Source organism: Nodosilinea sp. P-1105 (assembly GCF_012911975.1).
In the GTDB taxonomy this organism is placed as follows: Bacteria; Cyanobacteriota; Cyanobacteriia; order Phormidesmidales; family Phormidesmidaceae; genus Nodosilinea.
Genome location: NZ_SMDQ01000020.1, coordinates 51579 through 77059 on the forward strand (window position 1 = coordinate 51579; position 25481 = coordinate 77059).

A 25481-nucleotide genomic window follows, 5' to 3' on the forward strand; every position below is an offset into this window, starting at 1 on the left:
ATGGCTTACCTGAATGTCAATGGCATTGACCACTACTATGAGTGGGTTGGTACTGAGACTCCCCGTAATCCGGCTTCCACCAGGCCGGTGATGGTATTCGTCCACGGTTGGGCTGGGTCGGCCCGCTACTGGCGCAGTACGGCGGTCGCCCTGGCTGATCAGTATGATTGTTTGCTGTATGACATGCGTGGGTTTGGGCGATCGCAGATTCCCCCCAACCAGCAGGCGGCGATGGAGCAACGGGGCTATGAGCTCGATACCTATGCCCATGACCTAGCTGAGCTGCTGTCTGCTCTGGGGCTAGGGTCGGTGTCGGTCAATGCTCACTCTATGGGAGCCTCAGTGGCCGTGTACTTTGTGAACCAATTCCCTCATCTGGTGGAGCGGGTGATTCTCACCTGTAATGGAGTGTTTGAGTATGACAAGGTCGCCTTTGAAGCCTTCTATAAATTTGGGGGTTACGTGGTCGCCTTTCGGCCCAAATGGCTGGGCCGAATCCCCCTAGCACCACGCTTCTTTATGGCCCGCTTTCTTAGCCGCCCGATCCCTGCGGCCGAGAAGGTGGCGTTTTTAGAGGACTTTCTCGCCGCCGATTACGCTACAGCCCTGGGCACGATTTTCACGTCGGTCAGTAAACGGGCAACGGAGGTGATGCCGGTGGAGTTTGCCAAAATCAGCGTACCCACCCTACTGGTATCGGGGGAGTTGGACAAAATTACCCCCGCAGAGTTGGGGCGCAAGGCAGCAGCGCTGAACCCTCAGATTGAGTATGCCCTGGTGAAAAACACAGGGCATTTCCCGATGCTGGAGGATCCTGAAACGTATTTGGGCTATGTCAAAACCTTCCTGCAAGCATGAGCGGAGGATTTCTGGTTACGGGGTGGATACGCTTGGTGGTTGGCGATGACCACCTATGATCTATCAGCTCACTAGCGCTTTGCTCAGTCTATGCTGTCGGGCTATTTGAAATTGGCCGGATCTTGATCGCGGCGGTGACTGAGAGGAATGGGTGGTGGCTGTCCATCTCCAGCTAGGGCGGCGGCCGCTTCCAGGCTCTGGCGTAAGTGTTTGGCGGCATAGATCGACATGTCCCGGGGTACATTGATCCGATCGCGCAAGTACCGTAGCCCTACCTCTGTCCCCGGGGGCGGGGGACAATCCTCCCCTGTAATCATCTCAGTCAATGCACAGCGCAGGGCTTGGTCAAATAAAGCATCGTCAATGGGGTTAACCCGGATGATATTCTGCCGGTGCTTAATGACCCGGTATAGGGCTTCTTCCTTAGCGGTGTCTGGCTCTGGGTAGGTGACATCCGGCAGGCCAAACCAGGGGCCCTGGTCTACCCGCGCCTTATTCTCCAACATCTGGGGAGTGCCATTTTCATAGCATCCCCCCATTTGCGGCGGCAAATCGTGGGCATGGGTATGAAAATCGCTCTGGGTGCCGCGATAGGTAGGGCGGCTTTCCATGGCGTCAAACCAGGCGCTCAGACGAGGATTGTCCTGCCGTAGGGAATAGCCTTTGTAGTAGTACAAACTAGCATTCATCCGCTCCACATAGGGGGTGAACACCACATCGGCAGTGCCAAAGGAGGCTAAGAAATAAGGCCCAGGGGTATGGGCCAGGGCCTGCTCTACTTTGGCTACCACCCCGACAAATTGCTCTTGGGCCCGGCGATCGGCACGACTAGAACGGCTGGGGTAGCACAGCCATAGGCACCAGGCCCGAAACAGCGATCGCTCTAATTGGCGCAGGGGCAGCACGGCTGGGTCGGTCATGCCCTGGCCTAAAGGGCCAAAAGCTTGCTCTAGGGCCAGCAAAATATCATCGCTTTCAGTGATCGTCATTCCGTCTAGCTCCAGAGCTGGTAGCATGCCCGAGGGCACCCGTTGCTTGTACCAGGCCTCTTTTTGGCCGTAGCAAAACATGGTCACCTTCTTGACCTGGTAAGGAATCTGTTTCTCCTCTAACCACAGCCATACCTTTTGGCAGTAAGGGCACCAGGCGTGATTATCCCGGTAGAGGGTAACTCGCAGATCAGCTTCGGGCTGGCCAAACAGGCGCAGGGTGGCCTGGGCATTGGTGGGGCCGTTAACAGTGTCGATACTGAAATCTGTGCGGGTGTCTAGGTCAGACCAGGTCAGGGGAGCAACGGGCATGGGAGGGTTAAGTCTGTAGGTAATACATCAATCGCTGAATTGTGTCTGGGGACAACTGCAGCCGGGTTTGTAGGTCAGCTAAATCTTGGTAGTTTCCCCGTCGTAGGCGTTCCCACACAATGGTTTGGGCCAGATCTGGGGGCATGCCTGGAATCGTACAGAGTTGCTGAGAGGTGGCCTGGTTCAGACTAAGGGGCTGGGGTGTAATCGGACTATCCCGGTCGTAGTGGCAAAAGGCTAGCACCGGTGCCAGAGGCCGCAGCTGAGCCGATGCCACCCCTAAAGCGGCTGCCAAATCTGCCAAACAATAAAACTGGACGCCACTCTGACGCAATCGTTCTAGCCGCTGGGCCTGACGAATGGAAATGCCGGGCAGCCGTAGCCAGTCGTCTACGGTGGCCTGGTTCACGTCAATGATGAATCCCATCTGGGCAGCCAGGGTCACGTCTGCCAAAGACTGGAGCCGACAGTAGGGATCCTCAGCCAACCGACTGGCCAAGGGATGGAGCTGAGCCTTGAAAGTTTGCCAACGCTTAAGCAGCACGGTACCGTTTGCCTGATGGTTTACCCCAACATTATCCAATCTGTTCCAACAGTTGACGACGCTTTTGCTCAAACTCAAACTCAGAAATTAAGCCGTCCTGCCGTAGGGTATCTAGCTCACGCAGGGCCACGCCCAGGGCGTTGACCCGGGTGGGGTCAATGGTGGGGCTAGCGTCAGCCTGAGAGCCCACCTGCTGTCCCCAGTGGTTGGTAAATGCCTCCTGGGGTTGGGTTAACATCCAGACCCCCTCGATGGCACAAGCAATGCGGGGAATCTGGGTCCAGCTGAGCAGGAGGTACAGGATCCCCCATCCGGGCTGCCCCAGATAAAATTTATGTAGTCCTGATAGGGGAATAGGACTCGGGGCTAGGGCCCCAGCCCAAGCTAAAGCAACAGCAATTCGACGGCTACGCAGTTCTATGGACATCGCAAGCCGGGACATCGCAACCCGGAGTTTAAAATTACTAACAAACCTATGAGCCTAGTATAGGCCGACCGTAAAGATATCGACAGGGTATCGAGGCGATCGCCCTAGCTGACCGAGAATCCGCAACAATAAAAATACGGATGAGTGCCGTTACTATAGCGTCATCAACCCTTGAATTGGGTTAGCAAAGGATAAAGGCTTTGCTAGAGTCGATAAGATTACTTTAGTTCTTGCTGTTGTCGCTACCGCTGGATGTCCCAACCTGCTTTTTCCCCCGCCTGGCTAAATCGATATACAGACCCCTATGCCATTTTGGGGGTCTCAGTGGCTGCGGACGAGCGTCGCATCCTGAAGCGCTATCGGGTTGTGGCTAAGCGCCTGCATCCTGATGCTCATATTGACACTCCGGCGGAGCAGCAGGCGTTTGTCAGTCAGGTATTTTCAAAGTTAGTCAACCCGGCCTATCAGCGGTTGAAGCTAGAAAAGGGACGCAGCGAAGTGTTGGCCACCCTGCGGTTTAAGGTAAGGCGGTTGACGCGGGATGGGCAGCTGCAGCCGTCAGATCACCTCAGTCGTCAGTTACTCGATATCCCTGAGGCTGAGGTTGAGTTGTTTTATGAACACGCCTTAGAGCAATTAATCGGCGACCAATATGCCTCCCTAAGCGCGTTTGAAGCCAACACCCCCCCCATTGCCGAGCTCAACTTGGTTTACTTGCGCCGCAAAATGGGCGATCCGGTCATCCGAGAAAAGCGCACTGGTTTGATCACCGCCCCTGTTCCTAAGACATCAGTGGCTAACCCAGAGCTCCCGAAAGATAATGGCATATCTGGGGTAGCCTATGCCGATCGCCATTTCCAGCGAGCCCAAGAGTATCTCAAAGCTAAAGCGATTCCCGCCGCCATCCAAGAGCTAAAGGATGCCCTGAGGATTGATCCTAAAAATCACAAATATCATTGCCTAATGGGGCAAGCCTATCTGCTCAGTAACCTACCCGGTATGGCTAAAGTTCACTTTAAGCAAGCCTTGCGGCTCAACCCTAAAAATGCCGTGGCGTTGAAGTATGCCCAGCAACTTAAGCTAGATATCGCCAGCATTATCCAGCCCCAACCGGGGGCCGAGGCTAAATCCAGTCCATCCTCAGCTAAGCGCCCATTGTTTGGCCGGATGTTTTCTAAGTAGCTAAATCGGGTATCAACGCTACAGCGTGGTCTAGCAAACAAGGTAAAATCTCATCGACATAGCGATCGCCTTCCCAGATTAGGATAAGAGTGTTCCAGTTAATACGTTATCCAAAACATGGATGTAGGCCTGCCCATTGCCTGCCCACTGAGTTGAGGTTGATGTCCATGCTGCGGATATTTTTTTAGATGGAATACGCTAAGACGACGCTACTCTGTGCTGTTGGTTGCGACTTAGACAGCCAACGATCGTTACTTCAGATGCTCATGACGTTTACCCATGACGCGTGAGGCGGTCGGGTTTGCTTCATCTGGTTTGCCCCAGCCCCAGCCTTAGGATCCTGTAGACACCGGAGAGTCTTCCCTGTGAATAGCTTTAACGCCAAAACCACCCTGACTGTAGCCAATACCCCATATACGGTCTACAGCCTGCCAGAGGCGGCTAAATCGTTGGGTGATATTAGTCGTTTGCCCTTTAGCCTGAAAGTGCTGTTGGAAAATCTGCTGCGCCACGAGGATGGTCGTTCGGTGAAAGCGGTGGATGTGCAAGCGGTGGCTGACTGGCTACAAACCCAGACCTCCGATCGCGAGATTGCCTATCGTCCAGCCCGGGTGCTAATGCAGGATTTCACTGGCGTCCCTGCTGTGGTTGATTTGGCCGCCATGCGGGATGCCATGGCTAAGCTGGGGGGCGACCCCGACAAAATCAACCCCCTGTCTCCGGTCGACCTGGTGATCGATCACTCGGTGATGGTGGATGCCTTTGGCAGTGCGGCCGCCTTTAGTGAAAACGTCGAAAAGGAGTTTCAGCGCAACTTTGAGCGCTACGCCTTTCTCCGCTGGGGCCAAAATGCCTTTGATAACTTTCGGGTGGTGCCCCCCGGTACCGGTATTTGTCACCAGGTAAACCTCGAATATTTGGCCCAAGTGGTGTGGACCAAAACTGACGCTGGTGAAACGATGGCCTACCCCGATACCCTGGTCGGGACTGATAGCCACACCACCATGATCAACGGTCTGTCGGTGCTGGGCTGGGGCGTAGGCGGCATTGAAGCGGAAGCGGCCATGCTGGGGCAACCGATTTCAATGCTGATTCCTGAGGTGGTGGGCTTTAAGCTGACTGGGCAGTTGCCGGACGGGGCCACTGCCACAGACCTGGTGTTGACAGTGGTGCAGATGCTGCGCCAAAAGGGCGTGGTGAATAAGTTTGTGGAATTTTATGGTGACGGGCTGTCCCACCTGACCCTGGCTGACCGGGCCACCATCGCCAATATGGCCCCTGAGTACGGGGCCACCTGCGGCTTCTTTCCCATCGACGCCGAAACCATCCATTATCTAGAGTTTTCCGGTCGTGACCCCGAACGGGTGGCCCTAGTGGAGGCCTATGCCAAGGCCCAGGGGCTGTGGCGCTCTACCGATACCCCCGATCCGATCTTTACCGATACCCTTTCCCTGGAGCTGGACACGGTTGAGCCTTCCCTGGCGGGGCCAAAGCGGCCCCAGGATCGCGTGCTGCTGTCTGACCTGGCCCACCAGTTCAAAACTGCGGACTTCCCCAGTTTTAGCGGTAAAGACTACAGCCAAAAACAGTCGGTGCCCGTGACCGGTGCCGACTATGCCCTCACCGATGGCGACGTGGTCATTGCCGCCATCACTAGCTGCACCAACACCTCTAACCCCTCGGTGATGATTGGCGCTGGCCTGGTGGCCCGCAAAGCTCGGGAAAAAGGGTTGACGGTCAAATCCTGGGTGAAAACCTCCCTGGCCCCCGGCAGCCAGGTGGTGTCTGATTATTTGGCTAAGGCTGGTTTGCAGGCTGATCTCGATGCCCTGGGCTTTAACCTGGTGGGTTACGGCTGTACCACTTGCATCGGTAATTCTGGCCCGCTGCCTGCTCCCATCGCCAACGCCATTGACGACAACGATCTGGTGGTAGGGGCCGTGCTATCGGGCAACCGTAACTTTGAAGGCCGGGTCAGCCCTCACACCAAAGCTAATTACCTGGCGTCGCCGCCGTTGGTGGTGGCCTATGCGATCGCCGGTAACCTGGCCATCGACCTCAAAACAGACCCGATTGGCCAGGATGCCGACGGGCGACCGGTCTACCTCAAAGATATTTGGCCCAGCACCGATGAAATCAAGACGGTGATGGCAGCGGCTTTAACCCCCGAGATGTTTCGCAGCCGCTACAGCAATGTGTTTACCGGTACTGCTGATTGGCAGAAAATTGCCCCGGCCGACAGCCAAACCTATGATTGGCAGAACGACAGCACCTACGTTCAAAATCCCCCCTACTTTGAGGCCATGGCCCCCAGGGTCAACGGCCAAGCCTTTGCGGATATCCATGGGGCTCGGCCCCTGGCCCTGCTAGGGGACAGTATTACCACTGATCACATCTCTCCTGCTGGGGCGATCAAAGCTGACAGCCCCGCTGGCCACTACCTGGTAGACAACGGGGTGAATAGCAGTGAGTTTAACTCCTATGGCTCCCGCCGGGGCAACCACGAGGTGATGATGCGAGGCACCTTCGCTAACATTCGCCTGCAGAATGAAATGGTGCCTGGTTCTTCGGGGGGGGTGACCCAACATATGCCCGATGGGACTGAAATGTCCATCTATGATGCGGCCATGAAGTACCAGGCCGAGGATGTCCCCCTGGTGGTAATTGCTGGCAAAGAGTACGGTACCGGCTCCTCCCGGGACTGGGCCGCTAAGGGGACCCGGCTGTTGGGGGTAAAGGCGGTGATTGCGGAAAGCTTTGAGCGTATCCATCGCTCTAACCTGGTGGGGATGGGGGTGCTGCCGTTGCAATTTCAGGCGGGCTGCGATCGCCACACCTTAGACCTGAATGGCTCTGAGACCTTTGACCTAACGGGGCTCAGCAGTGGCATTCAGCCTGGTATGACGGTCACCCTCACCATTCACCGTAGCCATGGAGCAACCACCCAGGTACCTCTGCTATGCCGGATTGACACCCTAGATGAGGTGGAATACTTCCGCCATGGGGGAATTTTGCAGTACGTGCTGCGTCAGTTGCTAGCAGCTTAGGGCGCTCCCCTAATAGGGCGACACTGCCATAGCAGTCGCCCTGGACCTCCCCCAAGGGTGACCTACAAGAAGTACAGTCTCCGATTGGATGAGGTCATTGCTGGTACTCCGGTACCTGGCACAGAACACCGGTTTCTTGGCCAGACAGCAGTTATCTTGTGAGAGCAGCGACGAAGAAACCGGGTTTTTACCCTATTGAACCGATGCTCTAGTAGCCCTGGCGCTGTCAATGGTACTCAGCCCTAACCAAGTCATTACTTGCCTGTTAAGAGTCCTTGAAGCTGAGGGATAACTACAGAGAACCCTAGGTGATACCCCCTATAGTTTGGCAAGAGTGGATATCGCCTCTGCACGATCCACCCGTTGCACTATTCACCTGAGGACTACTGGCATGGTGTCACCCATAGCTCCCGATCAGGACTCCCAAACGTTGTCGACTCAGTCCATGGAGGAACCCTCAGCGGCTAACTGCGTCGTGCCTGTGCCGTCTACGTTGACCGTTGTAGAAGCGGTGGAATTTGAGCAAGTGGTGCAGCAAAAGTGTCAGGCCCAGCCTGCTCCTGAGACGTTAATCATTGACCTGAGCCAAACCAACTTCATTGATAGTAGTGGCCTAGGGTCCCTCGTTATTGGCTACCGGGCTTGCCAAAGCCGAGGCATTGCCATGGTGCTGCGGGGAGTCCAGGAGCAGGTCCGGATGGTATTTGAGCTCACTAGCTTAGATCAGCTGTTTGTCTTTGAGCCTACTCCAGCAGGCTCGCCAGTAGCCCCGAGTCAGTCCGAGATGCGCTTTGTTGGGTTGACCACCCACCCTTCAGTGACCTCAAAGGGCAAGCGGTGCCTCGATATTGTAGGCGCCCTGGTGGGTTTAACGATTACCAGCGTTCTATCCATTCCGATTGTTTTGGCGATTAAGCTGGAAGATGGTGGCCCGATCCTATTCAAGCAAGAGCGGTGCTCTTGGATGGGCAAGCGGTTTTACATCTGGAAATTCCGTTCCATGGTCACCAACGCCGAGATTCTAAAAGCCCAGGTGGAAAATCAAGTGGAAGGGCCATTGTTCAAAAACGAAAATGACCCCCGCATTACCAAAGTGGGGCGGTTGCTCCGTCGGACGAGTTTGGATGAGCTGCCCCAGTTTTGGAATGTCCTCAAAGGCGAGATGAGTTTGGTGGGTACTCGCCCCCCCACTCCCGATGAAATTGAGCAGTACAAGGTGCCCGAGTGGCAACGCTTAGACGTGAAGCCAGGGATGACGGGGGAGTGGCAGGTGAATGGACGCTCGACGGTGAAAAAGTTTGAGGACGTGATTCGGCTCGATTTGGCTTATCAGAAAAACTGGAGCCTGATGTATGACATGCAGCTAATTGTTAAAACTGTGCTGGTGCTCTTTTCAAAACAGGCTGGAGCCTCTTAAGCCTCTCTGTCGGCCTCTAGAAACCGACTACCGCGATACAGTAAAGGTATTGATCTGTAGGTGACTAGAGGCCATGCTGGCTCAAGTTTTGGCGGTGGTGATTGGGTTGGGCAGTGGGGGGCTGTATTTGGCGGCCTTCTTCTTTCCAGAAATTCATCGGCGGCATGATTTTTTTTGGAGTGGCGTTGGCCTGTTCTACGCTTTAGTACTCTGGGTCTGTGCCGTCCAAATTTCGTTTACAGAATTTTTGGGTCATCTGGCCAGCGTTGCTCTCCTGAGCTGGCTGGGCTGGCAAACCTTGACCCTACGCCGTAAGCGGACGCCAGTAGCGTTCCAAACTCCTCTGACTGAAGAGACCTGGCCTGCTTTTTGGCATCGCAGTCGTCAGGTCCTGCTGGGTTGGTTGCAGGCTACCCCTCTGGGGCGATGGCTGCCTGATCCCAAGTCTAGGGATCAGCGGTTTCCCCTTCAGCCTGGAGAACTGCGCGCTTCTACCCTGAAAGATATTGGTTACGAGTTCGTAGACGATATAGAGCCAGTGGACCTGAGGGCACCATCAACCCAGGTAATGGCTGCCGGACAGACCGTAGTTACTCCAGCCAGTCAGCTTAGAAATGGCGATCGCCCCCCTGCCCCCAGTCCTGCTCGCCCGTCCTCTCCTACCCCGAAGGCTGAGCCGCTATCCCCTCAGCCAGCCAGCAATCCTGTTGGCAAACCCCAAGGCTGGTGGACCAAGGGGCGGGTGATTGTCGGTTGGTTGGCAGAGGTGGTGCAGTCAGCTAGATCGCCCAAGCCCAAAAAACCGGTGATCGACATTCCTCCTCGCCCCTCGTCTTTGACTAAGTCGGGTGGTTCTTCCCAAACAGAGAAAGATGCCCCTGGCTCGGGCTATCGCCAAGAGAAGGGGGATGCGGTTGAGACACCGATGGATGCTGCGATCGCCATTATTGATACCGCCGCCGTCGATAGCACCCAGGATGCCGTTAGCTCAACTGATCCACCCGCTGAACAGGTGGATCGGTCTGATCCCCAGGACCTAACCCCCGAAGATACAGCCCCTGAAGACCTAACTCCTGAAGACCTAACTCCTGAAGATACAACTCCTGAAGACATAACCCCTCAGGAAGTATCCCCAGGCAAAACTGCCCCAGACAAAACCGGTCCAGAGTCAACTGCTTCTGAAGCAATTGACCCAGTGGAACGTGAGCTCGATCGCCCTGTAGCCTCCCCCGAACCGTCTGAACCGTCTGAACCGTCTGAACCGTCTGTCCCTGCTTCCCCAGATGAGTCGCCCGATCGCAATCGCCACACATCCCCTGATCCCATCGATTCTGGGGGCGAGGAAGACAGCAACTGGCCCGAGTAGGAGCGCTGGTCATAACTGCTTGCCGCCGCCTGGCTATCAATGTTGATAGCTTTACTATTTAGTTATATAGTGAATGGGATGATTGTTACCCTTGTTACCTCAATAGGAGCCTGGCGCTGTGGATAAGCCCTTGATTTTTCGGCAGCTTTTTGATGCTGATTCCTCCACCTACACCTACTTATTGGCAGACCCCGTCAGCAAAGAAGCGGTGTTAATTGACCCAGTGTTTGAGCAGCATCAGCGCGATCGCGCTTTGATTGAAGAGTTGGATCTGACCTTACTCGCTACTTTGGATACCCACTGTCACGCTGACCATGTCACTGGGGCTTGGCTGATGCAGCAAGCCGTCGGCTCTAAAATCGGTATTTCGGGTCGCTATGGCGATATGGTCAGCGGGGCTGACTACTTGCTGGATCATGGGGATGTGATCAAATTCGGCGATCGCGCCCTAGAAGTGCGGGCAACTCCAGGCCATACGGACGGCTGCATTACCTACGTGCTCGATGATCAAACCATGGCCTTTACCGGCGACTGTCTCCTGATTCGGGGGGCAGGCCGCTGCGACTTTCAGCAGGGTAATGCCCACATCATGTATCGCTCGATTACCGAGCAAATCTTTAGCCTGCCCGACGATTGCGTAATCTGGCCAGCCCACGACTACAGCGGCCGGACCGCTTCCAGCGTGCGAGAAGAGAAGGCCTATAACCCCCGCATTGGTGGTCAGGCCGACGAAAATGACTTTGTCGGCTACATGGAAAACCTGGGGTTGCCCCACCCGAAAAAAATCGACATTGCGATTCCAGCTAATTGTGTTTGTGGTCGTCCGGAAGATGGCAAGATGCCCGTGATTGCTGATTGGGGCCCGGTACGTCTGACCTATGCCGGGGTAAAAGAAATTGATCCCCAGTGGGTGGCTGAACATCTCGATCGGCTGCATGTGGTGGATGTGCGCGGCGTCGATGAATTTAATGGCGACCTAGGCCACATTGACGATGCCCAATGGCTACCCTTGCCTGAACTGGACGATCGGGTGAGTGAAATTCCTACTGACCAGCCGGTGGTGACCGTGTGCAAGTCGGGACGACGATCGGCCCAGGCGACGGTAATTTTGAAAAAGCAGGGGCGCAAAGAAGCGGCTAGCTTGCGCGGGGGCATGTTGAGTTGGCATCAGGCAAAGCTACCGGTTGTGCGTCAATAACCGCTAATGCTGCCAGGGAGACGGCTGTCTTTATGGTGACAGGTGATAGGTGATAGGTGTCGGGCCAGGGTACTGACCAGGGGTTGCTATTGCTACCGGCCATCTATGGCAGGATAGCAGAGTCGATACGCTGAGAGACCAGGATGGCAGGGGCATATTTTACGGGGTGTGCTGTTTGGGCCTTTAAGGACTGGGTAGGGGATTTTTATCCCCAGGGCAGTAAAGCGGCGGATTTTTTAAGGTTGTATTGCGATCGCATGACCACGGTCGAAGGCAACACCACCTTTTACTCGCTGCCTGACGCCAAAACCATCGATCGCTGGGCCAGCATCATGCCATCGGGGTTTCGGTTTTGCCCCAAATTGCCACGGCTGTTTTCCCACCAAGGGAAGCTGGTGCCCCATATCAAGTCGGCCCACCAGTTTATTCACACCCTTGCCCCCCTGGGGGATCGCCTGGGGCCAATGTTTCTACAGCTACCCCCCACCTATAGCCCTGAAAACTTCACTGACCTGCAAGAGTTCTTGGCCCAGTGGCCCCGACAGCAGCAGCCCATCGCTGTGGAGGTGCGCCACCTGGACTGGTTTCAGGATCCCTATGGCCTCCGCCTAAACCAAATGCTAGCGGCCATGGGGGTAGGGCGGGTGCTCTTGGATACGCGCCCCATTTATGACGGGATCGATACCGCGTGTGAGGATCCCCAGATAGGCTCTGAGCGAAAAAAGCCCCAGGTGCCCCTGCAACCTGTGGTTACGGCCCCCTTTACGATTGTTCGCTACATCAGCCATCCAACCCCGGCGGTCAATCAACCCTACGTCCAGGACTGGGTGCCCAGGCTGCACCAATGGTTGCACCAGGGAACTGATGTCTATTTCTTCGCCCACTGTCCCCAAGAGGCTCAATCCCCCGCGATCGCCCGCGAGGTCTACCACCACTTACAACAGGCTGGCACTGATATCCCTGACCTGCTGTGGGATGGGGTTGAACAGCAAGGGGCTGAGGACGTATCGTCCTCAGCCCAGCTCAGCTTGTTTTGATCCGGCTAGCGTCGGAAGGCAGACGTAAATAGGACGCAGCCCGTGCAAAGCAGCAGGCAAACGGCAGACAAGGGATTTTCGGTATCCCAGGAGTTACGCCTTTGGAGCATAGCAAAGTTACTTTCGCCGCAGAGCGCTAAACCAAGCCCAGTAGGCCATATGTTTGGGCAAAGCCCTTCATCCCTCTGTCTGCTGACTTGGGCCTGTCTACCCTAGTCGTTTTCCCAATCTTCACGCCCCATCAGGTCGCCAACGCGATCGCGTAGCAAAAAGCCTGAAGCCTCTAATTCTGCCTCAACCAGCGCCCATTCCCGAGCTGGAATATGGCGACACAGCGTATAAATGGGTTGCTGACGGCTGACCACCCCATGCTGAACCAGCTGCCGGGCTTCATCACGAATGACATCAATTGAGTAGTGAAGGGACTGAAGCATACCTAAACCCTGTAATGACGAAGGAGCTACACGAAGCCAAAAAGTCAAATAAGCCAGACAAGAATCTTTAGATTCCGTATCCTAGTTTACTGATAGTTTTTAGGATTTGGCTAGTCAGCTCTGGTTTATTCTCGCCTTAATTTTTGGGGTATGCCATTAACAAATGCTGTAATTTTTCCCTAGGGCACTTCTGAACTCGTAACACACCTGTAACATTGCGGCCCCCTATTCCCACCAGGCCCATGGATTTCCTCACAAAAAGCGGTGCATTGCAGCCTCAGGTTGACCGCCAATACCTAGACCCTGGCCGCGAATGCACCCTACGAGTACTTCCGTTACCCATTCCCTGCCAGGGCGGACACATCGGTCCGCCCCTACGCCATTACCCCAACCCTACTCTTCGAGAACGGCACCGCCGAACGGGAAGTCGATCCGCGTCTATACCCCATCACCCCAACCCTGCGGGAAGTCGCTCCGCGTCTACACCCCATCACCCCATCACCCCAACCCTGCGGGAAGCCGCTCCGCGTCTACACCCCATCACCCCACCTTCCCCATCACCCCACCTTCCCCATCACCCCACCTTCCCCATCACCCTCACCTTCCCCATCACCCCACCACCCCACCACCCCCACCTTCCCCCGCATCAATGCCAACTCCACCGCCAACGCGATCGCGGCCTCCATACTGCTGGGATCAGCGATCCCCCGCCCAGCGATATCAAAGGCGGTCCCGTGATCGGGGGAGGTGCGCACAAAGGGGAGCCCCAGGGTGGTGTTCACAGCCCGGTCAAAGGCCATCAGTTTGACTGGAATCAGCCCCTGGTCGTGGTAGAGCGCCAGGTAGGCGTCGTGGGCCTGGGCGATCGCGGTGGGGTCGGTACCAAACCAGGCCTGGCCAGGGCGAACCCATAGGGTATCTGGCGGTACTGGGCCATCAAGCTGCACCTGGGGGTAGCGCCGCCGCTGTTCAGCCAGCCAGGGAATCAGCCAGGCTTGTTCTTCCTGACCGAGCTGCCCTCCTTCCCCACTGTGGGGGTTAAGACCTGCCACGGCAATTTTGGGCTGAGGCAAGCCAAAGTCCTGGTGCAAACTCTGAATCAAAATCTCTAGTTTTTGGGTCAGCCCCTGGGGCGTCAGGGCTTGGGATACCTGGGCCAGGGGAATGTGGGTGGTGGCCAGCAGGGTACGCAGAGGCCAGCCGGTATGGGGCGACTGGGCTACAAAGGCCATGGCAAAGCGATCGCAGTTGGCACCCTCTGCCAGGAGCTCGGTCTGCCCAGGGTAATGGTGGCCAGCCGCTTTCCAGGCGGATTTGGCAATGGGGGCCGTGACAATGGCATCGAAGCGCCCGGCCATGGTGTGTTGAATCGCGGCCTGCACGTAGGCAAAGCTAGCGGCCCCAGTGGCAGCACTCTCCTGGCCAAAGGAAATGTCGGCCAGGGGGCGGGGAGGGGGCACCTCCATGAGTTCAATGGTATCTGGAAGGGTAAGGCTCTTCGCCGACCCCAGGACCGCTTGGCTTTGATGCAGGTAGGCGGCTGTACCGACTAGGGTGATAGTCGCGATCGCGCTCCAGTCTCGAGCCGCTAAGGCCTTCAGCACCACCTCTGGACCAATGCCTGCTGGATCCCCAATGGGAATCGCCAGGCGGGGGCGAGGAGGCTTAGGAGATTGGCTGTTAGCGGTTGCCCTGGGAACTGGCTGAGATGCGGTCATGGTCGGGTTAGGTGGATTACCAAACTGGTCTAAAATGAGGGCGGCTAGGGGCAGTCACAGCCCCTGACCTTAATCACTATAGTGCTGCTGGAGGAGAGACCATGGGTGGCGAAATTTTTAACACCGCAATTCTGCTGTTTACCTTAACCCTGGTGGGCTTGGGCCTGGGCTTTTTGATGCTACGGGTCCAGGGGGGCGAAGAGTAGATTTAGTCCCGTGCTCAATTCCGGGGGAGTCATCTGATATCCTTAGAGGAATAAGTTAACTTTTGTATCAATCCCCTCATGAAAGTACTCGTTATTGGTGCCACTGGCACCTTAGGAAGACAAATTGCCCGCCGTGCTTTGGATGAGGGGCACGATGTTCGCTGTCTTGTCCGTAGTGCTCAGCGGGCTGGTTTCTTGCGGGAATGGGGGGTTGAGCTGGTACGAGGGAATCTCTGTCGACCAGAGTCATTGCTGTCAGCTTTGGAGGGGGTTGATGCGGTGATTGATGCGGCCACCGCCCGTCCCTCGGAGTCTGTCATGGATGTGGACTGGCGTGGCAAGGTTAACTTGATCAAGGCTATTCAATCGGCTGGTATCAAGCGGTATGTGTTTGTTTCAATTCTGAATGCCGAGAAATTCCCCCACGTCCCCCTAATGGATGTGAAGCGCTGCACCGAAAAGTTCTTAGCAGAATCTGATCTCGACTATACGATTTTGCAACCCTGCGGCTTTCTACAGGGGTTAATTGGCCAATACGCCATTCCCATCCTAGAAAAGCAATCCATCTGGGTGATGGGCGAAGCGGCCCCGATCGCCTACATGGACACCCAAGACATCGCTAAATTTGCCGTTAAGGCGCTGGAATTGCCCGAAACAGTGGGGCGCAGCTTTCCCCTGGCGGGCACCCGAGCCTGGGGGGCCTACGAAATTATTCGCCTGTGCGAGCGCAAGTGTGGTCAAACGGCCAAGGTGTCACGCATTTCCTTGGGTTTGCTACGGACCATTCGTAAGGTGGCTCAGTTCTTTCAATGGGGTTGGAACTTTGCCGATCGCCTAGCGTTTGTGGAAGTGGTGGCCGGTAGCCAAGCCCTGGACGCTCCCATGGATGAGGTGTACCAGGTGTTTGGTATTCCCCAGGAAGACATCACCACATTGGAAGATTATATGCAGGAATACTTCAGCCGGATTATGAAGAAGCTGAAGGAGCTGGACTACGATCGCGAAAAAGCCAGCAAGAAAAAGCTACCGTTTTAAGGCTAGTGCAGCGTCAAGCCTTGAATTTAGGGTTAGCAGATGTAGAGATTTGGTGGTATCAAGGTCCGAAATCCCCTCCTTTGGAGGGGTAGGGGTGGGTCAAGTAAGCCCAAAAAGACCCACCCCGCCCTCCGGGCACCCCTCCGTGGGAGGGGATTGTAAGTCCTGATATGTTGAAGCAACCTCCCTGAAGATAAAAGGCTTTTGCAAAGCGCTTACCCTAATTTTTAGCTTTGACAGTCCACTACTACTACTTGAAGGCATAAGTCAGCCCAGGATACCTGATACCCGACATCTGACACCCTCAGCAGCGGTGGTCATATTTTTGTCAGGCATACTAGACTTCCGTCTTCACCCCCTCTAATATCTCATCCGTGAGGTCATACTGCTGGCGCAACTGCTCTAACTTGTCCTGGTTGGGTTGCCAAAAGCCGCGCCCATGGGCTTCCAGTAGGCGACCCACCACATTGCGAAAGGCTTCGGGGTTGGCCTGGCGAAGCTTTTCGGCCATGGCGGCATCCAGGGCATAGGTGTCGGCGGCTTGGTCATAGACCCAACCCTCTTTGAAGTTGGTGGTACCGCCCCAACCGATTAAGGCCGTCATCCGCTGAGAAATTTCGTAAGCCCCGCCGGAGCCCTGGTCAGCCATGGCCTTGGCCCATTTGGGGTTCAGCAGCTTGGTGCGATACTCCATCCGCAGCAGGTCATCGAGTTGGCGGGGGGTGGTGTCCTTAGAAAAACTTTCCACAAAGCTAGCGGTCACCTTGCGGCCCCGCTGCATTTCGGCGGCCCGTTTTAGCCCGCCAGTGTTGGCGTAGTACTCCTGAATGTCGGTGAGGCCGTATTCCACCGAGTCAATCTGTTGCACCACCTGATCGGTGCTCTGGAGTAGGGTTTGCAGGATTTCTGGCCGAGCCTGCCCCTTGTCCTGGCGACCATAGCTGAAGGTATTGCGATCGCGCCAGGTATTCCCCAACTCGTTCCCCGATTCCCAGGTGCCATCGGTCACCTGGTCATTCACCAGGGAACCAAAATCCCCCGCTGGGTTAGAAAACAGGCGGGCAGTGGCATTGTCCACCCCCTGAGCTTGCAGGGCCAGGGCATGTTTGCGAATAAAGTTTTGAGCCTCCGGCTCCTCTGCCGCCGCGGCCCGCTGGAACAGGTCATCCAGCAGCTCAATAATATTGATAAAGCTGTCGCGGAAAATCCCTGACAGATTGCCCAGTACATCAATGCGAGGGTGCCCCACCTCCGTCAGGGGCCGTAGTTCATAGCGGACAATCCGGCCCGTGCCTTCCTTCACCGGCTCAGCCCCCACCAACGCCAACACAATGGCGATGGACTCCCCCCGGGTCTTGATCGCATCCAGGCCCCACAGCATCACCGCCACCGTTTCTGGATAGGTACCCTGGTCCCGAAGGTGCTGGGCCAGAATTTTTGCGGCAATGGTTTTGCCCCGCTCGTAGGCTCCTGGCGACGGCATCCGGTAGGGATCTAAGGCATGAATATTGCGTCCTGTGGGCAATACCCCCGGCCCATCCCGCAGCAGATCCCCTCCCGGGGCGGGGGGAATGTATTCGCCATTTAGGCCCCGCAGCAGGTTGGTGAGCTCGTCGGTGGTTTGGCCCAGACGGTGGGCAATGTCCAGGGCTTGCTGAATTTGGCTGTCCAGGTGGGCCACGGTGTCGGGGTCGGTGACCTGGCGGTAGTGGTGTTGGCGGAGGTCTGCAGGGGAGTGGGAGAGTGGGAGAGTGGGAGAGTGGGGGAGTGGGAGAGTGGTTTGGCCTGAGTGACTTTGAAGGGAGAAGTGGGCTATGGCCTGTAAAAGTTCGGGCTTTAAGCTGTCGCCGAAGTAGGCACTGAGGTAGCTATATAGATCTTCAGCATTGGGAGGGTGACCCAAAACATGCAGACCGCTGGAGAACAGCCGGTTTTCTAGCACTTGTAGGTAGTCGTAGAGAGTGACCAAATATTGGTTGAAGACCTTTGTGCTAAATAAATTGACGGTTTCGGGGGTAAAGTCCATGCTCAGCTTGCGGGCCTCGGGGAAAGGACAATCGGCATCCAGACCAGCATCAAACAGCTTTTTAACAATGGCCTCTTTGAGGGCGGCATTTTTGGCTGGGTCTTCCCGGTATTCGCTGATCAACTCCCGCAGGCTCATCAGTTCTTTGTACAGCCCGGCCCGACCATAGGGGGGCACGTTGTGGGAAATCAGCACTCCATAGCCTCGTCGTTTGGCTAGCATCGACTCGGAGGGGTTGTTGGCGGCATAGACATAGAGGTGAGGTAGATCCCCCAGCAGAATGTCAGGCCAAGAGTAGCCAGTGTTGCCCAGGGGCGAGCCAGGCAGCCACTCCACAGTGCCGTGCATACCAAAGTGCACCACCACATCCGCCTGTAGTTCCTTTTGCAGCCACTGGTAAAAGGCGGCGTACTGGGGATGGGGGGTGAGGTCGCGCTCAAACATCAGCCGCATTGGGTCGCCCGCAATCCCCAGGGGAGGTTGTACCCCAAGCCAGACATTACCAAGCTGTACTCCCCCCAACAAAAACTGCTGATCAAAGGTTTTCAGGTCCGCTTTTTCCAGATCGCCCCACTGGCGGACCATGCGATCGCGCTGAACATACGACAACCATTTTTCCAACTGTCGCACCGACACTGTGGTGGGTGTTGGGGTCTCCAGATTCCCGACAACATGGCTGGGTTCCTGAGTTGTCCCAGGCATCTGAACCCCAGGAATCGCCTCATCGGCCGCCTTGACCCATTTGATTAGGGTCTCACCATCCCCTGGCAGCTCGCCTACGGTATACCCCTGTTCCTTTAGGGCCTGTAAAAAAGCGAGTAGGGATTTAGGTACATTTAGCAGCGCTGCCGTTCCCGTGGCCCCATAACCGGGGGGAAAGCCATAGAGAATCACAGCAATTTTGCGGTCTGCCGGGGGCGTTTGCCGCAGGGCAATCCAGCGCCGTAACCGTCCGGTAAGCCGCTGCACCCGCTCCGGTACCAGATAAATCTTATCCCCCACTAGGCCCCCCAGGGGCACCGGGTCAATTGCCCCATCCAGTTCCGGTAGGGCGTAGAGCACCACACTCTGCAAGCCACCAATGCCCTGGCGGGTCCAGGAATGAATATCCTGAATTAGCAGCGGTGCTGCCACCAGGTAGGGCACATTTTTGGCGCTGAGGATGCGTTTCGCCACTTCCACCTGTCGCCCCGCCTCCATGGAGCCCGCTGGGCCACCCACCAGGGGAAAGCCAATGGTAGAAACAATCGCATCCACCGCCACCGCCGCTGGCGACAGGGAGAGGGTTTCCCGGTTATCCTGCTGCCGCTGGGCCGTTTCGTAGGCGCTGGTCATCCAGTCTCGCACCGCTACGTGGCCTTCCACCCCGTTGATGAAGATTGGCAGGGGCACCAACTGGGCCTGCTCAAACTGGCGAATGAGCTGGGGAATGTAGGGTTGTTGGGTGATCACATGCTTGCGGTACAGTAACAGGCCCACCACCGGCCAGTCCTGGGTGTGGGGATAGGTTTGGCGGTACCAACCAAGGTACTGCTGAGGAGACTCAATGTAGCCAGTGTGGTCGGGATGTAGTAGACCCATGTTGGGGGTTTCCACCGGCGGTGGAATCTCCCCCACCGTCAGCCCCAGGTAGGTTTCGGCTAGAAACCAGAACAAGGCGGCCACATTCTCGCTGCCCCCAGCATTCCAGTAGCCGTAGATGATCAGCCAGTGGCGCAGGTCCTGCACCTTTTTGACCGGGACATACTTCAGCAGCTTGGGGCCGGTTTTTAGAAAGCTCAAATAACCGGCCAGCTTGTCTTCTTCCCGCCCACTACTGAACTTACTGAGAATGAACTTGACCGGCTTGGGCATGCCCTTGGGCTGATCCCCAATCACAAATTTGCCTAGGCGGGTGAGGCTCATCAGCTCTAGGGCTGACTCAAACACCAGACGAATGGGGATGGTCTGCAGGCGATCGCGCAGCCACAGCACCTGGTCATAGTCAAAGATCAAGCTGCAAAAGGCGACATCAGCCCCGGCTAACGCCGCTGCCACCTGCTCGGGGTGGGTGGCCACATCGCGATCGCTAAAGACGTGAATGTCTAGCTCAGGGCAACGGACCTGGGCCTGCTGGGCCGCCTGGCGATAAAGGTCGGCATTAAACGACTCAAACCCAGCGATCAAAACAATGCGTTTCATAGCCTGCCCCTGGAGGTTGCAGTGTTACTTTGATCTTACACAGACAGTGATGCAGCCAGTTTGGTGAGCTTCTACACTAAACTTTAGGTATGGATCAGTCATTTGAGGTAAGTTGTCTGCATCCTTAATCCCTAATGAGTAATAGTCAAGTATGTTCACGATTGAGCTGACATTGAAGCACACAGCGGTCCCCCTTTCGGTTCAGAAAAAGGAAAAAGATGACGCGGAAACCCTTTACGGTTCGATTACCCAGGCGTTAAGTAGCAACAGTGGTCAACTGCTTGAGCTCACCTGTGACCAGCAACCCCACAAGCGCATTAGCGTCTTGGGTAGTGAAATTGCGGCGGTACAGATTTTTGAAAAGAGTGGTACGGCCACGGCCTCTGGTCGCCCCCCCGGTTTCTTTGCCCTCAGTGGCGATCAATAAGTGATCCATCGCAGAGAGATTAACCCTGTGCCAGATAACCCTGTAGCTGCTACTAATCCTGACGCTATCAGGGTAACTGACTTGCAGTTTCAATGGCCCTCTGGACAACCGGTTTTACAGGGCTGTTCCTTAACGGTGCAGCCTGGTGAATTTTGCATGCTGTTAGGCGATAACGGTAGTGGCAAATCAACCTTACTGAAAATTCTAGGGGGGCTGTTGCAGCCCCAGGCTGGCAGTTGGTTTATTGAGAAGCCCGTGGGGTTTGTGTTCCAAAACCCCGATCATCAGTTGGTGATGCCCACGGTAGGGGCTGATGTGGCTTTTGGTCTGGTGGATGAACACTTACCCTTGGCAGACATCCGCAACCGGGTGGATGATGCCCTGGCGGCCATTAACTTACTAGCCCTGAAGCGACGACCGATCTATGCCCTGAGCGGTGGCCAAAAACAGCGGGTAGCGATCGCGGGAGCGATCGCCCGTCATTGCCATGTACTACTGCTGGATGAGCCCACCGCCCTGTTGGACCCCGACAGCCAGATTGACCTGGTGAAGCGGGTCCGCGATTTGGTCAAAGAACGGGGCCTAACCGCCCTGTGGGTGACCCATCGATTGGTAGAACTCAACTACTGCGATCGCGCTTTTTTGCTGAGAGATGGCCGGGTCAGCGACGAAGGGGATCCTGAACGACTGAAACACCTGCTGCAGGGGAACCATGCTGCTTAGTATTGGCGGGTAGCAATGCGACCACCTTGCCTTGAGGATGTTGGGTTCTAGGTGTCAGGTATCAGGTGCTAGGTATCAGGAATGGTTGGCCGACTCACGCCATAAAAGACTGGCTTAGACAAGGGCTCGAAACTTTCAGCATGATTTGGGCATTCTCGGTAAGATTAATCAAATAGATTATTTCGTATTGTTACAGCCGTCCATCATTAATCTGACCCTATGCCGTCATGGAAGATCCCAAATACATTGCTCGCTTGCTAGTGGATGGCTACAACATGGTGGGAGCCTGGCCTACCCTACTACAAACTAAGCAACGCCACGGGTTTGACGCCGCTCGGCAAGAATTGATTGAAATTCTGGCGAACTACAGCGCGCGCAAAGGGTTAGATACCTACCTAGTGTTTGATGCCCATGGGGTGCGATCGCCTAGTTCCCGGGATGTCATTACTCAAAATCTCTCGGTATGCTACACCGCCTTTGGCCAGACGGCCGATAGTTATATCGAGAGAATTTGCTCGCAGTTTAGGCAGCGATCCGCCCGTAACCATCGCATTATTGTGGCTACCTCAGATCGGGCCCAGCAGTTGACCGTAGTCGGTTATGGGGCAGAGTGGATGTCTGCTCGACAGCTAGAGGGTGATATTCGCCTGACCACAGCCCAGGGGCAGCGGCAATCCTATCGCAAAACCAAAGTGGCTAATCGCTCTATCATGGGCGGGTTAGACGAAGAAGCCCGGGCCAAACTGATCAAGCTACGGTTTGGTTTGCGCTAGCCGAGAAATTCCATGGCAGAAACGTTAGCTGCAACGGCTCCCTAAGCCTATTCCATCTAAAACATGCCCATAGTCTAGAGGCTGAACTCAGGCGCAATGGTGGGTCTAGCCAATGGCCCAAAGAAAATAATCGCTGGAATACGCCAAAAGGGTTGTCAAGACGACATACTTGTCGCTACTATAGATTTCGCGCTTAATCCTCAGTAGCTCAGCGGTAGAGCGGTCGGCTGTTAACCGATTGGTCGTAGGTTCGAATCCTACCTGGGGAGTTTTAGATTAAAAAGGTGAACTTATCAGTCAAGGTACTCGCCTTACACGTCATCCTTGGGCCTGCCAAGGCAGTTTCTCCTTTAACCCACCTACTGTGTATACACAGCTCGGCTCTCATCCCCGAGCCCTCTGGGCAGGCTATGCCAACAGTCCCTCTCTCCCAAAAATGGGCGTAGCTTGCTTCTCGAAGAGTGGGGAAGGCCAGACCAGGCTTTCCGGCTCCCCTTCTCCCGTCGTGGGTTGGGGGATGTAGAGCTTGCTCTTCCCGCAGGGTAGGAAAAGCCCTGGCGACAAAGGTTCTGGGACTTATGTGTACACAGTAGCCTTACCCCAGAGCGGTTAGTGGATAGCTGCCGGCTACCCTAACCACCGCCTATAGCAAAAGGCAGCAGGATAAAGCCTGCCCTGTTCGCGCAGCGACCCCAGACGTTTTCTTTATAATTTATTCAGGAATTGTATTATTCCGACATTACCCTTCACATAAGGATGCTAGGCTACTCATAGCTCGTATGCTTGTGCGCTGACTTCAGGGCATCTCCGGCGGTTCAGTGGCGGGCTATCAGCGCTGTAGTAGGGTTATTCAGGTCGTCAAACTGAGTTGGTAATGCCGCGTATACTCGTCATTGATGATGATCCAGCCATTGCAGAACTGGTTTCTGTAAACTTAGAAATGGCTGGCTACGATGTAAATCAAGCTGGGGATGGCGTTAAGGGCCAGGCACTCGCTGTTCAACTGATGCCAGATTTAATTATGCTCGACCTGATGTTGCCTAAGGTCGACGGGCTAACGGTGTGTCAGCGGCTGAGACGCGATCGCCGCACAGCCGATATTCCAGTCTTAATGCTGACTGCTTTGGGGCAGACCCAAGATAAAGTCGACGGCTTCAACGCTGGGGCCGATGACTATTTGACTAAACCCTTCGAATTAGACGAAATGCTGGCCCGAGTCAGGGCACTGCTGCGCCGTACTGATCGTATTCCTCAAGCGGCCAAGCATAGCGAAATTCTTAACTATGGTCCGCTAACGTTAATTCCTGAGCGCTACGAAGCCATCTGGTTTGATCAGACCGTCAAACTCACCCACCTAGAATTTGAGCTGCTGCACTGTCTGCTGCAGCGACACGGTCAGACCGTCTCCCCTAGTCAGATCCTGCAAGAAGTATGGGGCTACGAGCCCAATGACGACATTGAGACCATTCGCGTGCACGTACGGCACCTGCGCACCAAACTAGAGCCCGACCCCAGGCATCCTAAATTCATCAAAACAGTGTATGGGGCCGGTTATTGCCTAGAGTTGCCCGTCGGGACAGAGTCTAGCCCAACCAGCTGATGGGTATCAGTGCCAGCTGACCTTGCCGTCAGATCCATAGGGGGAACTGTTACGTTGCACTGGCACTCCAGTAGGAGCAATGCCCTGGTTCTTGGGATCTGGGGAGATCCTCATCCCCCCTGGCCTTACTGAATCAAGCACGAGCTTGGGGGATGACCTTGGAGAGCAGCCCATACAACACCAGGGCAGACACCACCCCATTGATGGGAACAATGCCCAAGCCCGCCTGCCCAGTGAAGTAGGCGACCGCAGAGGCCACTAGATAGGCCGTAATTCCAGCCCAATTAAAGATAGGCTGTGGAGTGTCCAGGCTGGGAAATTGGCCTCGCCGGTGCAGCCAATAATCCGCCATAATAATGCCGCCAATCGGTGGGATGAACGTACCTAGCAAGATCAGATAGTCCACCAGCATTTCGTAAATTCCGCCCCAGGCCAGTACTAGGGCAAAGGTGGCACCCCCCAACACAAACCAGGTGCGCTTTTGGCTACGAAACATGTTGGATCCAGCGATTGAGAACGCATAGATGGTGTTGTCTTGGGTGGTCCACATATTTAGGAAAAACAAAACTAAGCCCAACACCAGCAGTCCCTGCTGGGCCATCACCTGCACAATGTCAGGGTTACCATATACCTTGGCTGAAAAAGCCCCACTAAAAATCAAAAATCCATTGCCCAAAAAGAAAGCCAACAGAGTCGCAATGAAGCCCTGACGGCCGTTTTTGGCAAATCGGCTCCAATTGGTGGCCTGGGTCCCTCCTGAAATAAACGTTCCTACAATAATGGTGATTGCAGCCCCCAATGGCAGCGGATCGTCAATGGATGCGGCTTGTAGCCCAGCCCAGCCCCCCATATCCCCAGTGGCAATGGTTAAACTGAGGCCCATCAGCAGCACCATGGCAGGCACGGCGATGCGGCTCAGCCAGTCCATAGCTTTGTAGCCCAGGTAGGCGGTTATGCAAAAGCCATAGGTAAACACCAAAATGACCAGCCAGTTCCACGACTCAGGCATACCCACTAAGGTATTCAGCAGGTTTGCCATTAATGCCGACCCCCAGGCATACCAGCCCACCTGGGTAAACCCCAGGATAAAGTCCACCCAACGAGAGCCCACCTCCCCAAAGCTAAAGCGAGCCATTAAAACTGTGGTTAGTCCGGTTTCAGCCGCAATAAAACCCAGCAGGGCGGCATAAAGGCCCAAGATCAAGTTGCCAATCACAATTAACGCGACCAAATTTGGCCAAAACTGAAACGATGGCCCAATCAAGCCCCCGGCGAACAGGGTGCCAGAATAGAGCGTAAAGCCAATTAAAATCGGTGCGAGAGAAATTAATGATTTCCGGCTAGCAATCGGCACTGGACTGAGCGGATAATCCTCATGGCCTAGATTTTGGCTTGTTGGAGGGGATTCTGGAACGATAGTCATGGCCAAATGCTCCGTAGATAAAAAGTTGGTGATGCTCCGCTAAGGAGATTTCTACCTTTGAGTAGAGGCCATTGTACAAACCAACTTGACTCAGCACAGTAGCCTGGACCACGGGATTGGCTATTTGCCCTAAGCCCCGCCCAGCGAGACTTAGGGCTGTATTTTATCCTGGAACAGGGTAGGTCCTGTGGGACGAGACAGATGCCGCTTAGACGTCTGCCTAGCGATCCTGATTTCCTCCGTAATAAATAAGTAAAAATGCTTACCAAAAACGCTGAAACCTAAAGATGATTTGGGTTTCAGGTGGGGATACTTAAAAAGACCCCCTATAATGATGATTACGGTAAAGAATAGTAAACACTACTCATAATTCGTAATCAGTAGGCTTGACAGTGTGTTAGGTCTCTGGTGACGGGTTAGAGCTAGCGCCATCATCTTCCGTGTATATATTCTGTTGTTAGATAGTTAGGGAGACTCGCGTATGACCATAGCAATGGGACGCGCGCAAGCCCAGCGAGGATGGTTCGACGTCCTTGACGACTGGCTAAAGCGCGATCG

The 25481-nt window shown here is 55.2% G+C and carries 20 protein-coding genes and 1 tRNA gene; 14 read left to right on the top strand and 7 right to left on the bottom strand.

Annotation, left to right across the window (positions count from 1 at the left end):
- Nucleotides 1-858, top strand: a complete 858-nt coding sequence (locus tag E1H13_RS11115; RefSeq protein ID WP_169613484.1) for an alpha/beta hydrolase — start codon at nucleotides 1-3, stop codon at nucleotides 856-858.
- A gap of 101 nt (nucleotides 859-959) precedes the next feature.
- Here E1H13_RS11115 and E1H13_RS11120 read toward each other — a convergent pair whose 3' ends face one another.
- Genes E1H13_RS11120 through E1H13_RS11130 form a run of 3 tightly spaced genes read right to left on the bottom strand, consistent with a single transcriptional unit; the run spans nucleotide 960 to nucleotide 3130 of the window.
- Nucleotides 960-2159 carry a glutathione S-transferase family protein gene (locus tag E1H13_RS11120; RefSeq protein ID WP_169613485.1) on the bottom strand — a complete coding sequence of 400 codons (1200 nt, stop codon included), beginning with the start codon at nucleotides 2157-2159 and terminating at the stop codon, nucleotides 960-962.
- A 7-nt stretch (nucleotides 2160-2166) separates the two neighbouring features.
- Nucleotides 2167-2703, bottom strand: a complete 537-nt coding sequence (locus tag E1H13_RS11125) for a ComEA family DNA-binding protein (RefSeq protein ID WP_347404147.1) — start codon at nucleotides 2701-2703, stop codon at nucleotides 2167-2169.
- Nucleotides 2704-2734: 31 nt separating this feature from the next.
- A complete protein-coding gene (locus tag E1H13_RS11130; RefSeq protein ID WP_169613504.1) occupies nucleotides 2735-3130 on the bottom strand; it encodes an NINE protein in 396 nt (131 codons plus the stop codon).
- A gap of 252 nt (nucleotides 3131-3382) precedes the next feature.
- On the opposite strand from E1H13_RS11130, the gene E1H13_RS11135 reads away from it, so the two are divergent.
- The 6 genes from E1H13_RS11135 (at nucleotide 3383) to E1H13_RS11160 (ending at nucleotide 12377) form a co-directional block, all read left to right on the top strand.
- Entirely contained in the window at nucleotides 3383-4312 is a 930-nt protein-coding gene (locus tag E1H13_RS11135; protein ID WP_169613486.1) for a DnaJ domain-containing protein, read from the top strand.
- A 365-nt stretch (nucleotides 4313-4677) separates the two neighbouring features.
- The gene (acnA, locus tag E1H13_RS11140; RefSeq protein ID WP_169613487.1) at nucleotides 4678-7359 is read left to right on the top strand and encodes an aconitate hydratase AcnA; all 2682 of its coding nucleotides are present in this window, start codon (nucleotides 4678-4680) and stop codon (nucleotides 7357-7359) included.
- A gap of 445 nt (nucleotides 7360-7804) precedes the next feature.
- A complete protein-coding gene (locus E1H13_RS11145; RefSeq protein ID WP_278002508.1) occupies nucleotides 7805-8776 on the top strand; it encodes an anti-sigma factor antagonist in 972 nt (323 codons plus the stop codon).
- Between the two features lie 73 nt (nucleotides 8777-8849).
- Entirely contained in the window at nucleotides 8850-10142 is a 1293-nt protein-coding gene (locus E1H13_RS26850) for a Ycf66 family protein (RefSeq protein WP_206070339.1), read from the top strand.
- Between the two features lie 130 nt (nucleotides 10143-10272).
- Complete coding sequence (locus E1H13_RS11155) at nucleotides 10273-11340, top strand: MBL fold metallo-hydrolase (protein ID WP_169613505.1); 1068 nt, start codon at nucleotides 10273-10275, stop codon at nucleotides 11338-11340.
- A 143-nt stretch (nucleotides 11341-11483) separates the two neighbouring features.
- Complete coding sequence (locus E1H13_RS11160) at nucleotides 11484-12377, top strand: DUF72 domain-containing protein (protein WP_169613489.1); 894 nt, start codon at nucleotides 11484-11486, stop codon at nucleotides 12375-12377.
- Nucleotides 12378-12589: 212 nt separating this feature from the next.
- On the opposite strand, the gene E1H13_RS11165 is transcribed toward E1H13_RS11160, so the two are convergent.
- Nucleotides 12590-12811, bottom strand: coding sequence for a DUF4327 family protein (locus E1H13_RS11165; RefSeq protein ID WP_169613490.1), 222 nt, complete (start codon nucleotides 12809-12811; stop codon nucleotides 12590-12592).
- A 557-nt stretch (nucleotides 12812-13368) separates the two neighbouring features.
- Nucleotides 13369-14529, bottom strand: a complete 1161-nt coding sequence (pdxA, locus tag E1H13_RS11170; RefSeq protein ID WP_169613491.1) for a 4-hydroxythreonine-4-phosphate dehydrogenase PdxA — start codon at nucleotides 14527-14529, stop codon at nucleotides 13369-13371.
- Between the two features lie 101 nt (nucleotides 14530-14630).
- Between pdxA and E1H13_RS11175 the strand changes: the two genes are divergently transcribed.
- Both E1H13_RS11175 and E1H13_RS11180 read left to right on the top strand, forming a co-directional pair.
- Nucleotides 14631-14735 (top strand): PetM family cytochrome b6-f complex subunit 7, encoded by a 105-nt coding sequence (locus E1H13_RS11175; RefSeq protein WP_169613492.1) that lies wholly within the window; start codon nucleotides 14631-14633, stop codon nucleotides 14733-14735.
- 78 nt (nucleotides 14736-14813) lie between these two features.
- A complete protein-coding gene (locus E1H13_RS11180) occupies nucleotides 14814-15770 on the top strand; it encodes an NAD(P)H-binding protein (RefSeq protein ID WP_169613493.1) in 957 nt (318 codons plus the stop codon).
- A gap of 337 nt (nucleotides 15771-16107) precedes the next feature.
- Here E1H13_RS11180 and bchH read toward each other — a convergent pair whose 3' ends face one another.
- Nucleotides 16108-19977, bottom strand: a complete 3870-nt coding sequence (gene bchH, locus E1H13_RS11185; protein WP_169613494.1) for a magnesium chelatase subunit H — start codon at nucleotides 19975-19977, stop codon at nucleotides 16108-16110.
- A gap of 151 nt (nucleotides 19978-20128) precedes the next feature.
- On the opposite strand from bchH, the gene E1H13_RS11190 reads away from it, so the two are divergent.
- From E1H13_RS11190 to E1H13_RS11210, 5 genes are all read left to right on the top strand, one after another.
- On the top strand, nucleotides 20129-20404 hold the full coding sequence (locus E1H13_RS11190; protein WP_169613495.1) for a hypothetical protein: 276 nt from the start codon (nucleotides 20129-20131) through the stop codon (nucleotides 20402-20404).
- A gap of 27 nt (nucleotides 20405-20431) precedes the next feature.
- Entirely contained in the window at nucleotides 20432-21127 is a 696-nt protein-coding gene (locus E1H13_RS11195; protein ID WP_169613496.1) for an energy-coupling factor ABC transporter ATP-binding protein, read from the top strand.
- Between the two features lie 227 nt (nucleotides 21128-21354).
- A complete protein-coding gene (locus tag E1H13_RS11200; RefSeq protein WP_169613497.1) occupies nucleotides 21355-21900 on the top strand; it encodes an NYN domain-containing protein in 546 nt (181 codons plus the stop codon).
- 197 nt (nucleotides 21901-22097) lie between these two features.
- A tRNA-Asn gene (locus E1H13_RS11205) sits at nucleotides 22098-22169 on the top strand.
- A 605-nt stretch (nucleotides 22170-22774) separates the two neighbouring features.
- The gene (locus E1H13_RS11210; protein ID WP_169613498.1) at nucleotides 22775-23500 is read left to right on the top strand and encodes a response regulator transcription factor; all 726 of its coding nucleotides are present in this window, start codon (nucleotides 22775-22777) and stop codon (nucleotides 23498-23500) included.
- Between the two features lie 133 nt (nucleotides 23501-23633).
- On the opposite strand, the gene codB is transcribed toward E1H13_RS11210, so the two are convergent.
- Nucleotides 23634-24923, bottom strand: a complete 1290-nt coding sequence (codB, locus tag E1H13_RS11215; protein ID WP_169613499.1) for a cytosine permease — start codon at nucleotides 24921-24923, stop codon at nucleotides 23634-23636.
- Between the last annotated feature and the right edge of the window lie 558 nt (nucleotides 24924-25481).

Excerpts from the sequence above, each read along its gene's own strand:
- E1H13_RS11115 (WP_169613484.1), top strand. The coding sequence starts at position 1 with ATGGCTTACCTGAATGTCAATGGCATTGACCACTACTATGAGTGGGTT.
- E1H13_RS11120 (WP_169613485.1), bottom strand. The coding sequence starts at position 2,159 with ATGCCCGTTGCTCCCCTGACCTGGTCTGACCTAGACACCCGCACAGAT.
- E1H13_RS11130 (WP_169613504.1), bottom strand. The coding sequence starts at position 3,130 with ATGTCCATAGAACTGCGTAGCCGTCGAATTGCTGTTGCTTTAGCTTGG.
- E1H13_RS11135 (WP_169613486.1), top strand. The coding sequence starts at position 3,383 with ATGTCCCAACCTGCTTTTTCCCCCGCCTGGCTAAATCGATATACAGAC.
- E1H13_RS11145 (WP_278002508.1), top strand. The coding sequence starts at position 7,805 with ATGGAGGAACCCTCAGCGGCTAACTGCGTCGTGCCTGTGCCGTCTACG.
- E1H13_RS26850 (WP_206070339.1), top strand. The coding sequence starts at position 8,850 with ATGCTGGCTCAAGTTTTGGCGGTGGTGATTGGGTTGGGCAGTGGGGGG.
- E1H13_RS11160 (WP_169613489.1), top strand. The coding sequence starts at position 11,484 with ATGGCAGGGGCATATTTTACGGGGTGTGCTGTTTGGGCCTTTAAGGAC.
- E1H13_RS11165 (WP_169613490.1), bottom strand. The coding sequence starts at position 12,811 with ATGCTTCAGTCCCTTCACTACTCAATTGATGTCATTCGTGATGAAGCC.
- pdxA (WP_169613491.1), bottom strand. The coding sequence starts at position 14,529 with ATGACCGCATCTCAGCCAGTTCCCAGGGCAACCGCTAACAGCCAATCT.
- E1H13_RS11175 (WP_169613492.1), top strand. The coding sequence starts at position 14,631 with ATGGGTGGCGAAATTTTTAACACCGCAATTCTGCTGTTTACCTTAACC.
- E1H13_RS11180 (WP_169613493.1), top strand. The coding sequence starts at position 14,814 with ATGAAAGTACTCGTTATTGGTGCCACTGGCACCTTAGGAAGACAAATT.
- bchH (WP_169613494.1), bottom strand. The coding sequence starts at position 19,977 with ATGAAACGCATTGTTTTGATCGCTGGGTTTGAGTCGTTTAATGCCGAC.
- E1H13_RS11190 (WP_169613495.1), top strand. The coding sequence starts at position 20,129 with ATGTTCACGATTGAGCTGACATTGAAGCACACAGCGGTCCCCCTTTCG.
- E1H13_RS11200 (WP_169613497.1), top strand. The coding sequence starts at position 21,355 with ATGGAAGATCCCAAATACATTGCTCGCTTGCTAGTGGATGGCTACAAC.
- E1H13_RS11210 (WP_169613498.1), top strand. The coding sequence starts at position 22,775 with ATGCCGCGTATACTCGTCATTGATGATGATCCAGCCATTGCAGAACTG.
- codB (WP_169613499.1), bottom strand. The coding sequence starts at position 24,923 with ATGACTATCGTTCCAGAATCCCCTCCAACAAGCCAAAATCTAGGCCAT.